The following is a 13,008-nucleotide window of genomic DNA, read 5'->3' on the forward strand; positions in this document are numbered from 1 at the left end:
ATGCGATCGTCGGCAGCGTCAGATGTGTATAAGAGACAGCCACCGGGGCGGGGTGGTCGGTCGTCTGATCAGTTGAAAGCTGGGTATGTTGCGGTGCTGCAGTTCGGTTCGGTCGTACCTTCAGACGATGGAGGACATTCGGGTGGATGCTGATGGCAACTTCCGTTGCTGGAAGTGTGGTGGTCGGAACTTCTCGGAGAAGCGGACTCGTCGAGCGAAGGTCATCGGGTTGACGGCGGGTGTGGCGACGTTCGGTGTTCCTGGCGTCGTTGCGCCGCTTGTGGCGAGAAAGCGTCTGTACTGCCAAGGCTGTAGTGAGTACAACAAGATGGGCAACGCTCAGCCGTACGAGCCCGAGTCGGCGCGGCCGGCGGAAGCTAAGCGGGTGTCGGCTCGTGATCAGGACACTCTCGATCGTATTGAGCGTCAGCAGCGTCAGCGTGATCAGCCTTCGTCGAGGCATACGCCTTCTGTGGGTGTGTCGAGGATGGAGGGGAAGTTCCTCGAGGTGAAGAAGCCGATGCGAAGAGCTGACTAACCTCGCATCGCAACGGAGTCGGGTGTCTGACGTTGCATGAGAGGGGGAGGGGGCGTTCGGGGGAGAGTAGCCATGTGCCTGAGGGTGGCTGCTAGCCCACCCACCGGAGACCTACCCCACCCTTAGCATTCTCTCCGAGACCGACGAAGTGGCTGTTGTACTGGCTGCTTGCTGCGACTGAGGCTGAGACAGCCGAAGCTCCTGATACCCAGAGTCCGTAGGGATGATTGGGGAAGACTGGGCCATCCTGGTGCGTATAGGGCCTGACTGATTGGATTTCTGATGCTTATCACAGCATGGAGGGATACTGTTGAGCCATGACCACGAAGACCGTAACGACGCCTCGAGCAGCGATGACACGGGCGCGCGCACGGGGGGTGGATCTCTTCGAGATCGAACCTCGTCGGCTGCGGACGCCACGGCGGATTCGCCAGACGCGCGCGACGGCGACACTCAACCGGTCGTGGAATCGCGTCGGTTCGGTGATGAATCAGGCGATCAGCAAGACTCCTCGCAGTTAGTCAACTTCGAAGAGGCAGAAGCGGCAATTCGACAATTGCCTCCTCACGAGCGTGAAGTCCTAATTCAGAGCTTTATCGTGAGGCGCGAGAATTGGTCAGGGCCAATGCCTAGGCCAGAGGATCTAGGCAAGTACGAAGCCGTCCTCCCCGGCGCGGCCGACCGCATTCTTCGGATGAGCGAGCAGGCACTCGAAGCCCAAAATCATGTCGACATCACCCTCGCTGATGGCGACGTCGAAGCGTTGAGCCGAGGGCAGAGGTACACATCGATCATCGTCGGCGGTTCAATTGTCGTCGCACTAGTTGCCATGCTGGTCCTGCTCGGGTGGGGACAAAATCCCGCATACAGTGCAATATTCTTGAGCCCGGCATTCTTCCAGTTCGCAAGCAAACTAGTTCGTGCAGTACGCGAACCAACAAACGATGAGCGCTGAGGAGATTCGAACCTGTGTCCCCTTGGCCCGCGCAGTTGGCCCGCAGTAGATTCACTAGGGCACTGCGCCAGCCAACGCCCGCAGCGCTATGGCCTGCGCCGACGGGTGTAGTCCAACGATGCCAACAATCATAAACGCCCAGGACGCGATCCTCCTACAACGTCGTCGTGAGCGGGTACAAGCCGGAGTGATCGGCGGGTGACTGCGGACTGCGGCTCGGGCTCCCGGCGCGACGTGGCGGATCAGTCCAGCGGCGTCAACTGCGACGTCGCGACGGGGACGCCCAGGATTGTGTTGACGACCTTGTAGCCGTCGGCGTTCTTGGTGATGACCAGTCCGCTCGCGGGCGGTATCACGGCGACGGCGCCGTTGGGTGTGTCGATGAGTTGCAGTGGCTGATTGGCCGGGCCGATCAGTTGGTTGCCCACCACGCGGTACTCGTTGCACCGCTCGTCGACGGAGCTCCCGTACTGGGTCTTCACGCAGAAGTTGTAGCGCCCGTCGGCGACCTTGGCCTCCGCATTCGCTCCACCGACCGCGGTTCCGATGACGGCTGCCGCCCCGACAAGTGTGCCGACCATGACGATTCTCTTCGTGTTCACGGCCCCATGGTTGCTTAGGCTTACCTAATAGTCAATATCGGACATGCCCGAGCGCCTGCGCTCACCGCGCATGTGCCAAGGTGTCTGTGGAACCGGCACGCGCCAGGGGAGTTGCGACTTGGGATACGAATTCACGCTCGACGATGTCGCTTTCCTTCGTGGTCGCTATGGGGAGAAGGCGCTCGAGGTGGTCTCGGGTATGGCGTTGACGCCGTCGTCGATGATCGCCGACGTCGAAGCGGCCCGACGACGCTACGCGCCTCACGACGCCGCGCTCATCGAGACCGTGCGCGATCGACGGCGAGCTGCGCGCAAACTGCGCGACGCCGATCAGTGGCTGCTCACCGACGATGCTCTTCAGCAGGCGACGCGGAGTGTGGTTGCGGCACACCGGGCTGCCGAGATCGCGCAGCGTTTCCCCGGTGCGGTGATCCACGACGTCACGTGTTCGATCGGTGGTGAGGTCGTCGAACTCGCATCGCAGGAGGGGGTCGGTGGCGTGATCGGCAGCGACCTCGACCACGTGAGACTGTCGATGGCACAACACAATCAGCGCGTCCTCGGGCAATTGCCGACTCCGACTGCGCTTCTCGTCGCCGATGCACTGACCCCCACGTCGACGGCCGACGTGGTGATCGCCGACCCTGCCCGACGGTCCGGCGCCGGACGGATCTTTCGGCTCGATCAACTCACGCCGCCGCTTCCCGATGTCTTGATGACCTATGCGGGACGCGTTGTGATCATCAAATGTGCTCCGGGACTTGACTATCGGGCACTGCGTAACCGATTCGGCTTCACCGGAGAAGTGCAGATCACCTCGCTCGACGGTGGTGTCCGTGAAGCCTGCCTGTGGAGCGGGCCGGGGATCGTCGACCGTACGCGGGCAACGGTGCTGCGTACCGGTGGTGACGGCGCAGTGGGCGGTTTCGAGGTCAGCGACGACGAGCCTGACGACGTCGACCAACACGGTCCGGTCGGTCGGTGGATCGTCGACCCCGACGGCGCCGTCGTCCGTGCCGGACTGGTGCGTCAGTACGCCGCACGGCACGGTCTGTGGCAACTCGACCCGCAGATCGCCTACCTCACCGGCGAGCAGGTGCCGTTGGGGGAGCGGGGATTCGAGGTCATCGAGGAGGTTTCGACGTCGGAGAAGGCGTTGCGGAAGACCCTCGCCGCGCACGACTGCGGCACGTTGGAGATACTCGTGCGAGGCCTCGACGTCGACCCCGACGCGTTGCGGAAGCGGTTGCGTCTCAAGGGTTCGCGGTCACTGGCGCTCGTGCTTACCCGCGTCGGCCGCAAGGGCGTCGGGTTCCTGTGTGAGGCCGGCGTCAGGGCGCGATAGTCGCGCGCAGAAAACCACACCCCTCGGGTCCTCCGCACGTACCGGTACATGCGAGCGACCCACGGGGCGCAACTTTCTGCGCGGCCGCGATGTGACAGGGACCCAAAGGTCAGTCCCGGGGGCTACGACTGTCCCGGTGAGAGCTCGGTACCGGCGATGTACCAACCGCCCGGCTCGAGGTGGATCGAGTCGCCCTCGCGGTGAGAGGCCTCCGACTCGAGGTGCCCGGTGGTACCCAGCTCGACTATTACGTCAGTTGGTGCCTGAGCGGCTTGAGCGCCACAGTGATCGGCTGTTCGGTGTGCACGCGGTAGACCAGTAGGCCCTGGTTCACGTCGAGTGTCTGCACGCGTGCGTGCTCGATGTCGGGAAAGCGGCGTCGAAGTCCCAGCAGCCGCTGGTGGAGTCGGTAGATTGCGGGCAGCGAGGCGTCGTCGGGAGGTGTCTGCGGCAGCGGCGGTCGGATCGCGTCATCGCCGCCGATGCGTTCCTCTTTCGTTCCATTCCAACCCAATTCGTCGCCGTAGTAGATCGCCGGGGTGCCGGGCAGGGTGGCCAGAAGCACGACGGCGAGATCCGCGGAACGTTCGGCGAGGCGGGTCGCAATGCGGGTCACGTCGTGATTGCCGACGAACGTCCACGGTACGAACGTGCTCAGCATCTCGTCGTGGCGGGTCAGCGCCCACTGCAGTTCGTGCATGTTGGCGTCGATGATGCTGCTCCACACGGCTTTCCACAGCTCGTACTGGGTCACCGAGTCGACGCCGCTGTCGGAGACGAATCCCGGATAGTCGCCGTGAATGACCTCCGCGAGCACATAGGTGTCGGGGAATCGCTCACGCACGCGGGGTAGAACAGTGCGCCAGAAGGCAGGTGGGACCGCATAGGCCGCATCGAGACGCCACGCGTCGGCGCCTGCGTCCAGCCAGTGACACATCACGTCGACGACCAGGTCGGCGACGTCGGGATTGCGGTGATCGAGCGCGACCAGGTCGTCGTGACCCTCAAAGGTGCGCGCCGAACCGTCACGCGCGCGACGCGCCCAGCTCGAGCCGTCGGCAACTCGATCATGCCGGCGTGACACATGATTGAACACGCCGTCGAGCATGATCCTGATGCCGCGCGACCGGCATGCGGAGACGAGGGCGTCGAAATCGGCTCGGTCGCCGAGACGTTCGTCGATCGTGAAGTAGTCGAGGGTGTCGTAGCCGTGGGTCGCGGACTGAAAGATCGGACCGAGCGCGATTCCGTTGACTCCCAACGCGACTGCGTAATCGAGCCAGTCGATGAGTGCTGACAGCGGACGTCGGCAGGTCCGGTCGACGCCGGTGGTGTCGGCGCCCAGTGCGCCGAGCGGGTACACGTGCCACCAGATCGACGTCGCGACCCAGTCCGGCGTGGTGGCTGTCATCAGTCGATGTTCTTCTTCGAGTCGAAGAAGAACACCTCGCCGATGTTCGTGGCCGTCGCGATCTGTCCCGACGGCGACACCGCGACTCCCGTCGCGAAGCCTTCCGCGCCGGGCATCGCCACGGTGCGCTTCGTGGCACCGTTCGACGTGTCGACCTCGACCAGCGACAGCGAATTCTTGCCCTGATCGCGCACGACGGTCCACGCGGTCTTCGATGACGTGAGGGTCGACAGGCTCACGGCGGCGAGATCCTTGCGCTGCCAGACCTGCTCAGCTTTGTCGCCGCGGTCGCGAAGCAGGGTCAGCGGGGCGCCGATGACACCGGTCGGGATGATCAGACCGTCGGGGGAAACGGTCATGGACGCGAATCCGTAGCCGCCGTTGTCGTAGGTCCACTTTGTCTTGCCGGTCGCGGCGTCGAGCGCGACGATCTGGCCGAGCCTGCTGAACGTGTAGAGGGTGTTGCCATCGGCCGACAGCGTCGGTGCGCCGATCACACCTCCGGGGACGTCGGCATGCCAGACCTCCCGGACAACACGTCCGTCGTTCTGCTTCGCGTACGAGAAGCCGCGGATCTGCGACGCGATCGCGCCGGTCGGCCAGAAGTTCAGGAAGAAGCGGCTGTGCTGCTCGTCGACGGCGGGCGGCGCGGGCACGGCGCAGCGTGGGCCGTTGCTGACGCAGTCGCCGTAGCCCCAGAGCGGGTCGCCGGGGTCGGCCTCGGGTCGCAGGCGCACCTCGGGTGCGGTGAAGTCGCTGTTCTGGGTGTTGAGCATCAGAATCTGACCCTGGGTGGTCACCACGAGTACCTCGCCGGGGGCCGCGAACTTGGCCGACAGTGGCACCCCGATCACCGGCATCCGCCAGCGGATCGCGCCGCCGGCGTTGAACGCCACGAAGGTGGTCTCCTCGCCGACGTAGGGCTGGTCGAACTGGTCGAGCAGCGTGGAGTTTCCCTCGATGCCCGCGCGCATCCGTTTGCAGAAGTTCATACGTCCCGAGTTGGGATCGAGGGCAAACAGGTTGCAGCCGTTGGCTGTGCTCGCGGTGACGTTGACGTTCGAATGGTTCGACAGCGTGAGAGGAGCCGTCACCGGGCCGCCGGTCGGCCGTGTCCAGCTCAGGGCGAGGTCGTCGGGGATCGACGGGTAGGTGTAGTTCGAGTTCGCGCCGTTGCCGCCGTAGCTCGCCCAGCCGGGACTGGCGACCGAACGTACGTCGATGTGCCCGTCCGAGCAGGCGCTGAGTGCCACCACGGCACCGAGCAGGAGCGCCAGCGGCGCCAGAACCCGTCGCGGTACCCGAATCCGGGGGCCAACCACAGCCATCCTGCTCCCGTCATGTTCGGTCTCCGGCACTGCACCGGGACGCCAGCAGTTGAGCCTATCGTGCGACGCTTCGCCGCTGGTTCGCACGGCGGCTCCGCTGCCCACTGAAGCCGCGGCTCCGCCGCCGAAGCCGACAGCGGCGTCGATTATGGTGAGTCGTCATGACGACGATGTGGAACGCCTCGTATCGGTCGCGGTGGCGAGCAGGTCGACGCCGCGACCCGCGACAGGCGCGCTTCCTCACCCTCGATTCGCTGCGCTGGGTGTTGCGCAACAAGGCGTACACACCCTGGTACCTGGTGCGGTACTACCGGCTCGCGCGGTTCCGGATGACCAACCCGCACATCGTGCTCCGAGGAATGCTCTTCCTCGGCCGCAACGTCGAGATTCACGCGACGCCGGAGCTGAGCAGGATGGAGATCGGACGCTGGGTCCACATCGGTGACGGCAACTCGATCCGGTGCCACGAGGGCACGATGCGCATCGGCGACAAGACGGTCTTCGGCTGCAACAACGTGGTCAACTCCTACCTCGACCTCGAGATCGGCGGATCGGTCCTCGTCGCCGACTGGTGCTACATCTGCGACTTCGACCACAAGACCGACGACATCACGCTGCCGATCAAGGACCAGGGCATCGTGAAGGGGCCGGTCCGTATCGGCGCCGACACCTGGGTGGCCGCGAAGGTCTCGGTCCTGCGCAACACGATCGTCGGGCGAGGGTGCGTGCTCGGGTCGCATGCCGTGGTCAAGGGCGTGATCCCCGACTATTCGATCGCCGTCGGCGCTCCCGCGCGGGTCGTGAAGAACCGTAAGGACGACTGGGCCTCCAACGCCGAGGAGCGCGCCGAACTCGAACGCGCACTTGCCGACATCGAACGTAAGAAGGCCCAAGCCCGCCAGGTTCCCGGCGCCTGACCCGTCCGCGTGCCCCCATCTGCGTGCCCTGAGCCGATGTGTGGCTCAGGGCTGCTCCGGATCGCGTTCCGGGAGTGGCCTTTCGGCGATGAACGGGCGTCCCACAGGATGGCGGACTCGACGCTTGGCGGAGAGGTAGACGCCGCTGGTGCGTTCGGCCACCTCCCGCCAGGAGAACTCAGCAGTCAATCGCGCACGGGCGCGTCGTGCGCGCGCAGCGGTCTGTACCGGATCTGACAGGCATGACCGCACCGCGGCGGTCAGCCCCGCGACGTCGCCGGGCGTGAACGTCAGCCCGGTCACCGGCGCCACGACAGCCTCGCCGAGTCCGCCCGCCGTGGAAACCACCAGAGGCGCGCCGGTGGCAGCGGCCTCGAGGGCGACGATGCCGAACGGTTCGTACCGCGACGGCAGCACGATCGCGTCGCACCGATGCATCAGGTCGACGAGTTCGTCATGGCCGACGCCGCCAAGGAAACGCACCGCGCGCGAGACCCGATGGCGGCGAGCGGTGTCGACGAGCCAGTCGTACTGAGTGCCGTCGCCCGCAATGGTCAGCGTGGTGCCCGGATGGGTGCGTCGGATGCGGGGGAGCGCGGCGAGAAGATCCTGCACGCCCTTCTCGTATTCGAGGCGCCCGGCGAACAGCAGTTCCGCGGGACCCTGCGTGCGTGTTCGTTCGGCGTAGGGCCAGATGTCGACGTCGATGCCGTTGTGGATGACCTGGACGTCGGGCAGCCCTGGCCCGAAGAGCCTGGTCACCTCGTCACGCATCGACGCCGAACAGGCGATCAGCGCGTCGGACTCGTTGGCGAGCCACCACTCGACCGAGTGCACCTGACGGTTGGTCCGCCCGCTGACCCAGCCGCTATGCCTGCCCGCCTCGGTGGCGTGGATCGTCGAGACGAGCGGGACGTCGAACAGCTCGGCGAGCGTGATCGCCGGGTGCGCAACGAGCCAGTCGTGGGCGTGCACCACCTCGGGTGTCCAGCGTGCGTCGGAATCGGCAGTGAGGATGCCGAGTCCGGCGCGGACGAATGAGTGACCCATGGCGAGTGTCCACGCCATCATGTCCTGCCCGAACTCGAATTCCGGTGGATCTTCCGCGACGGCGATCACCCGCACACCCTCGACGACGGTGTCGGTGGTCGGGTGTGTCAGCGCGTCGGTACCCGACGGCCTGCGGGTCAGTACCGCGACGTCGTGCCCGATGGCGGCGAGCTCGGTGGCGAGGTGGTGTACGTGCCTGCCGAGGCCGCCCACCACGACCGGCGGGTACTCCCACGAAACGAGCAGCACTCTCATGCGCGCTCGTCTCCGCGGAGTCGACGGGCGTCGAGGTCGGCGAACAGTCCGTCGGCGAGATTCCAGCTCGCGGCAAGACGTGCCGCCTGCTCGGTGCGTCCGCGTAGCGCGGCGTCGGCGATCTCACGTGTGGCGTGTGCGTGGGTGTGGGCTCGACGCACCGCGTACTCGGCAGCGGTGTCCTTGGAGACCATGAAGGGCCAATCCGACGAGACGGTCAGCAGGGTCTCCCGGACGATCTGATCGGCAACGCGATCACGACCCGACTCCGCATCGAGAAGTTTGTCGACGGTGTCGAGTGCTGTCTCGACCACCTCTGCGTTGAGTTCGACGAGGTGCTCGACCTGCGGACCATTCCATACACGCCAGTCCTTGCCGGAACCCCACGAGCTGTCAGTGAGCGACACCGGTTCTCCGACAAGGCCATCGGCTGCTGCCGATGCCATCGTCCCGACCCGCACCCCGGCTTCGGGGAGGCGTCGAAGCACCTGTTCGAGCCACACGGGTCCCTCATGCCACCAGTGCCCGAACAGCTCGGTGTCGAACGCCGCGACGACCAGCGCCGGTCGGCCGATACGCTCCGATTCCGAGATCAGGCGCGCGCGTACATGTTCGACGAAGTCGTCGACATGGCGATCGATCACTGGTGCGACGCGGTCGGGGTCGTAGGGTTTCTTATTCTGCGCCGCAACGGTTTTGCCGGTCACACGCGACATCTTGAAGCCGGTCGTGTGGTCGTAGGTGTGGAAGTCGCGGTAGACGGAGTGGCCCGGATATCCCGATTTCGGTGACCACACTTGATAACTCACGGTCAGGTCGCGACCGAAGGCGAGGACCTCGGAGTCTCCGACGGGTCGCGCGAGCGAGGTGTCGCCGTGCAGCGCGGGGCCGTCGACCATGAAATGTCGCACGCCCGCAGCCGAATACTCGGACTCCATCCCCGGCGTGAACGCGCATTCGGGCGCCCAGATCCCTTGCGGCGCAGCACCCCACCGTGATCGAGCGTCGGCAAGCCCCTCGGCCAGAGAGAATCGACGCAAGCGCGGGTCGAGCAGCGGAGCGAACGGATGGGCGAGCGGGCCGCCGAGGATGTCGACGACGCCGCTGTCGGCCAGTGCTCGGATCAGCGGGCTCGCACCGTGTTGCCAGTGGCGTTCGAAATCGCCCAGTGCGCTTGCCGCACATCGGAATTCGTGCGCGGCGAGTTCGCGGCGGACGATATCCGGATTGTCCGCGGCCGCCACCGCCCTCAGTTGCCAGTCGGCGAGCCACTCGTGCATGGAGCGAAGGCAGTGCGGGTCGTCGAGTTGGGCGGCCAGCACAGGCGTGATGCCCAGCGAGAGCTGATCGGTGAATCCGTCGGCCGCCAGCCGTCGGAGCATGGCGAAGACAGGAAGATACGACGCCGCCCACGACTGGTAGAGCCACTCCTCGCCGACCGGCCAGCGACCGTGATTGGCCAGCCACGGCAGGTGAGAGTGCAGCACCAGGGTGAACTGGCCGGGCACGGCGTCGCCGCTGCCCTGTGGGTGCGTCGCAGTGCGGGATGAGGAAATTGTCATCGGGTGTGCCGGGTGCTCAGGGTCGGACCGCGATGGCGAAGAGGTCGAGCGAGGCGTCGATGTCTGCGGTTGCGCTGTTTGGGGAGGTTTCGAGAATCACGAAGTCGTCAGCGGAGATCGCGGCGACGTCGGCGACGAGGTCGGCGGGCCAGTCCTCTCCCGCCAAGGCGCGCTCGATCTGTGCGTCGATCAGGGACCCGCCCCACTTCGCGTCCAACTCCGCCAGGCCCGGGCCGTGGTAAACGCCATGCATCACAACGGATTCCAGCCCGCCGTCGGTCAGGAGATCGGTGAGCTCGACGGCGTCGAGTTCGCGCGTGTGGAACGGATTGAGCGGGGTGTCGCGGCCGGGCGAGAAGGTGATGCGATTGGGCGTCGAGATAAAGAGACGCCCGCCGGGGCGCAGCACTCGACGGCACTCGGCGATGAACGCGGCTTGATCCCACAGATGCTCGATGACCTGGAAGTTCACCACGACGTCGACCGATTCGTCGGGGAGCGGGAGATCAACGAGGTTGCCCGCGATCATCGTCAGTTCCGGGTAGCGCCTGCGGGTGTGTTCGACGGCCGACGCGTCGTAGTCGACGCAGGTGACCGTCGCGCCCGCGGCGGCGAGCATCGCGCCGCCGTAGCCCTCACCGGAGCCTGCCTCGAGAACCTCTTTCCCACTGCACGACTCCGCGATGAACCGGTAGGCGATCTCGTGGCGACGGAACCAGTAGTTCTCTGCCGGGATGCCGGGAACCGTCCGCTCGCCGGTCAGCGCCAGTTGGGCTTCGGTGTCCAATGCGTCCATGCCGGCCGCGGGTCGTGTGGCCTCGGAAGTCGTCCCTGAAGTTGCCTGAGGGGTGGCCTGCGAACCCGTGCTCACCGTCGGCAGACGGTCCGTAGTCGAGCCCTGTGCGTCGATCATCCCCATGAGACTAGTACCCGGGGCCGTCCCAAGAACGTGCCACAGTCGCTTCGCCTGCCCGCAGTCGTCACATCCTGCCCGTGAGAACGCCGCCATAGTGTGAGGTAGGTGATGTTCTAAGGCAAAATAGGAGACGCTAAAGTGGGTGGAGACCGATGGCCTTACCCGCCGGTAAGTTGCCGAACCCGACGCAGGAGGTCGACGTAGACCCATGACAAACATTGTCGTTCTGATCAAGCAGGTTCCGGACACCTGGTCCGAGCGAAAGCTCTCCGAGACCGACTACACGCTTGATCGCGAAGCCGCTGACGCCGTGCTCGACGAGATCAACGAGCGTGCGGTCGAGGAAGCGCTGCAGATCAAGGAGGCCAACGGGGGCGAGGTCACCATCCTCACCGCAGGTCCCGAGCGCGCCACCGAAGCCATCCGCAAGGCACTTTCGATGGGTGCCGACAAGGCCATCCACATCAAGGACGATGCGCTGCACGGTTCGGACGCGGTTCAGACCGCATACGTGCTCGCCCGCGCACTCGGCACCGTCGAGGGCGTCGAGCTGGTCATCGCAGGTAACGAGGCCACCGACGGTCGCGTCGGCGCGATCCCCGCGATGATCGCCGAGTACCTCGAACTGCCGCACCTCACGCATCTGCGCAAGCTGACCGTCGAGGGCGAGTCCCTCAAGGGCGAGCGCGAGACCGACGACGGCATCTACCACGTCGAGGCCGAGCTTCCCGCGATCGTCAGTGTCAACGAGAAGATCAACGAGCCGCGCTTCCCGTCCTTCAAGGGCATCATGGCCGCCAAGAAGAAGGAAGTTCAGGTCGTCGGCCTCGCCGAGATCGACGTCGAGCCTTCCGATGTGGGCCTCGAGAATGCGGGCACGACGGTCACCAGCTCGACCCCGAAGCCTCCGAAGACCGCGGGTGAGCGTGTCACCGACGAGGGCGACGGTGGCGTGAAGGTTGCCGAGTACCTGGTCAGCCAGAAGATCATCTAGGCGCCGAACGCACCGAGACCACCTCACCGGCCCGCGCGGTCAGCAGACTCGCCGCAGGCCACCAGACATCCAGGAGCAAAACAATGGCAGAAGTACTCGTTCTGGTCGAGCAGGACGCCGAGGGCGCCCTCAAGAAGGTGACCAACGAACTGATCACCGCCGCTCGTGCACTCGGTGCGCCGTCGGCCGTCGTGGTCGGCGCACCCGGTGGCGCCGACGGCATCATCGACGACCTCAAGGCCGCCGGTGCCGAGAAGATCTACGTCGCCGAGTCCGACGACGCGGCCAACTACCTGATCAGCCCCAAGGTCGACGTCCTGTCGTCGGTCGCTGAGCAGGCATCGCCCGCGGGCATCCTCGTCGCGGCCAACGCCGACGGCAAGGAGATCGCAGGCCGTCTTGCCGTGCGTCTCGGCTCGGGCGTGCTCGCCGACGTCGTCGACGTCAAGGAAGGCGCTGTCGGCGTCCACTCGATCTTCGGTGGTGCGTTCACCGTCGACGCGCAGGCCAAGGGCGACACCCCGATCTTCTCCGTGCGCCCCGGTGGCGTCGAGGCCGCACCGCAGGCTGCTGCGGGCGAGCGCGTCGACGTCGAGGTTCCGGCGCAGGAGGGTGGCGTGAAGATCACCAAGGTCGAGCCGAACGTCGGTGGCGACCGTCCGGAGCTCACCGAGGCATCGATCGTCGTCTCCGGTGGTCGTGGCGTCGGAAGCGCCGAGAAGTTCTCCGTCGTCGAGGAGCTCGCCGACTCGCTCGGTGCCGCTGTCGGCGCCTCGCGTGCCGCTGTCGACTCGGGCTACTACCCGGGCCAGTTCCAGGTCGGTCAGACCGGCAAGACCGTGTCGCCGCAGCTGTACGTCGCGCTGGGCATCTCGGGCGCGATCCAGCACCGCGCAGGCATGCAGACCTCGAAGACGATCGTCGCCGTCAACAAGGACGAGGAAGCGCCGATCTTCGAGATCTCCGACTTCGGCATCGTCGGCGACCTCTTCAACGTCGCACCGCAGCTGACCGAAGAGGTCAAGAAGCGGAAGTGATCTCGACAAGCTCGATCAGCGGTTAATGGCTCGATCAGCGGGCTTATCGCTCGATCAGCGGGCTTGCTGGTTGAGCCTGTCGAAACCACTCGGTGATC

12 protein-coding genes are annotated in these 13,008 nt (G+C 65.6%); 5 read left to right on the plus strand and 7 right to left on the minus strand.

Annotation, left to right across the window (positions count from 1 at the left end; translation table 11 throughout):
• Positions 1-307: hypothetical protein (locus tag A5785_RS23585; protein ID WP_231895394.1), on the minus strand; the 307-nt coding region annotated here is incomplete at its 3' end.
• Positions 308-848: 541 nt separating this feature from the next.
• Here A5785_RS23585 and A5785_RS23175 point away from each other — a divergent pair.
• The gene (locus A5785_RS23175) at positions 849-1,493 is read left to right on the plus strand and encodes a DUF2335 domain-containing protein (protein WP_156527958.1); all 645 of its coding nucleotides are present in this window, start codon (positions 849-851) and stop codon (positions 1,491-1,493) included.
• A gap of 242 nt (positions 1,494-1,735) precedes the next feature.
• Here A5785_RS23175 and A5785_RS00015 read toward each other — a convergent pair whose 3' ends face one another.
• Positions 1,736-2,095 (minus strand): hypothetical protein, encoded by a 360-nt coding sequence (locus A5785_RS00015; RefSeq protein WP_231895395.1) that lies wholly within the window; start codon positions 2,093-2,095, stop codon positions 1,736-1,738.
• Positions 2,096-2,213: 118 nt separating this feature from the next.
• Between A5785_RS00015 and A5785_RS00020 the strand changes: the two genes are divergently transcribed.
• The gene (locus A5785_RS00020) at positions 2,214-3,440 is read left to right on the plus strand and encodes a THUMP-like domain-containing protein (protein ID WP_064863986.1); all 1,227 of its coding nucleotides are present in this window, start codon (positions 2,214-2,216) and stop codon (positions 3,438-3,440) included.
• A gap of 247 nt (positions 3,441-3,687) precedes the next feature.
• On the opposite strand, the gene A5785_RS00025 is transcribed toward A5785_RS00020, so the two are convergent.
• Positions 3,688-4,851 carry an alpha-amylase family glycosyl hydrolase gene (locus tag A5785_RS00025; protein ID WP_005205313.1) on the minus strand — a complete coding sequence of 388 codons (1,164 nt, stop codon included), beginning with the start codon at positions 4,849-4,851 and terminating at the stop codon, positions 3,688-3,690.
• Positions 4,851-6,179 carry an outer membrane protein assembly factor BamB family protein gene (locus tag A5785_RS00030; RefSeq protein ID WP_039855286.1) on the minus strand — a complete coding sequence of 443 codons (1,329 nt, stop codon included), beginning with the start codon at positions 6,177-6,179 and terminating at the stop codon, positions 4,851-4,853. The genes A5785_RS00025 and A5785_RS00030 overlap by 1 nt, the downstream gene beginning before the upstream one ends.
• 161 nt (positions 6,180-6,340) lie before the next feature.
• On the opposite strand from A5785_RS00030, the gene A5785_RS00035 reads away from it, so the two are divergent.
• Positions 6,341-7,096, plus strand: a complete 756-nt coding sequence (locus A5785_RS00035; protein WP_039855284.1) for an acyltransferase — start codon at positions 6,341-6,343, stop codon at positions 7,094-7,096.
• 45 nt (positions 7,097-7,141) lie between these two features.
• Here A5785_RS00035 and A5785_RS00040 read toward each other — a convergent pair whose 3' ends face one another.
• From A5785_RS00040 to A5785_RS00050, 3 genes are read right to left on the minus strand one after another with little or no spacing between them, the layout of a single operon-like run.
• Positions 7,142-8,401: a glycosyltransferase family 4 protein gene (locus A5785_RS00040; protein ID WP_039855282.1), complete on the minus strand. Its 1,260-nt coding sequence runs from the start codon at positions 8,399-8,401 to the stop codon at positions 7,142-7,144.
• On the minus strand, positions 8,398-9,963 hold the full coding sequence (locus tag A5785_RS00045; protein ID WP_064863988.1) for a 1,4-alpha-glucan branching protein domain-containing protein: 1,566 nt from the start codon (positions 9,961-9,963) through the stop codon (positions 8,398-8,400). The genes A5785_RS00040 and A5785_RS00045 overlap by 4 nt, the downstream gene beginning before the upstream one ends.
• Positions 9,964-9,979: 16 nt before the next feature.
• Complete coding sequence (locus A5785_RS00050) at positions 9,980-10,759, minus strand: class I SAM-dependent methyltransferase (RefSeq protein ID WP_039855278.1); 780 nt, start codon at positions 10,757-10,759, stop codon at positions 9,980-9,982.
• 328 nt (positions 10,760-11,087) lie between these two features.
• Between A5785_RS00050 and A5785_RS00055 the strand changes: the two genes are divergently transcribed.
• Together A5785_RS00055 and A5785_RS00060 are read left to right on the plus strand one after the other, a co-directional pair.
• Positions 11,088-11,873, plus strand: a complete 786-nt coding sequence (locus A5785_RS00055) for an electron transfer flavoprotein subunit beta/FixA family protein (protein WP_005205303.1) — start codon at positions 11,088-11,090, stop codon at positions 11,871-11,873.
• Between the two features lie 83 nt (positions 11,874-11,956).
• A complete protein-coding gene (locus tag A5785_RS00060; protein WP_005205300.1) occupies positions 11,957-12,910 on the plus strand; it encodes an electron transfer flavoprotein subunit alpha/FixB family protein in 954 nt (317 codons plus the stop codon).
• Positions 12,911-13,008 lie beyond the last annotated feature (98 nt).

The sequence above is a fragment of the Gordonia sp. 852002-50395_SCH5434458 genome (genome assembly GCF_001665905.1).
Classification (GTDB): Bacteria; Actinomycetota; Actinomycetes; order Mycobacteriales; family Mycobacteriaceae; genus Gordonia; species Gordonia jacobaea.

What these genes read in the sequence shown, in the direction of transcription:
- A5785_RS00025 (WP_005205313.1), bottom strand. Translation starts at nt 4,851, where the DNA reads ATGACAGCCACCACGCCGGACTGGGTCGCGACGTCGATCTGGTGGCAC.
- A5785_RS00030 (WP_039855286.1), bottom strand. Translation starts at nt 6,179, where the DNA reads ATGGCTGTGGTTGGCCCCCGGATTCGGGTACCGCGACGGGTTCTGGCG.
- A5785_RS00035 (WP_039855284.1), top strand. Translation starts at nt 6,341, where the DNA reads ATGACGACGATGTGGAACGCCTCGTATCGGTCGCGGTGGCGAGCAGGT.
- A5785_RS00040 (WP_039855282.1), bottom strand. Translation starts at nt 8,401, where the DNA reads ATGAGAGTGCTGCTCGTTTCGTGGGAGTACCCGCCGGTCGTGGTGGGC.
- A5785_RS00045 (WP_064863988.1), bottom strand. Translation starts at nt 9,963, where the DNA reads ATGACAATTTCCTCATCCCGCACTGCGACGCACCCACAGGGCAGCGGC.
- A5785_RS00050 (WP_039855278.1), bottom strand. Translation starts at nt 10,759, where the DNA reads ATGGACGCATTGGACACCGAAGCCCAACTGGCGCTGACCGGCGAGCGG.
- A5785_RS00055 (WP_005205303.1), top strand. Translation starts at nt 11,088, where the DNA reads ATGACAAACATTGTCGTTCTGATCAAGCAGGTTCCGGACACCTGGTCC.
- A5785_RS00060 (WP_005205300.1), top strand. Translation starts at nt 11,957, where the DNA reads ATGGCAGAAGTACTCGTTCTGGTCGAGCAGGACGCCGAGGGCGCCCTC.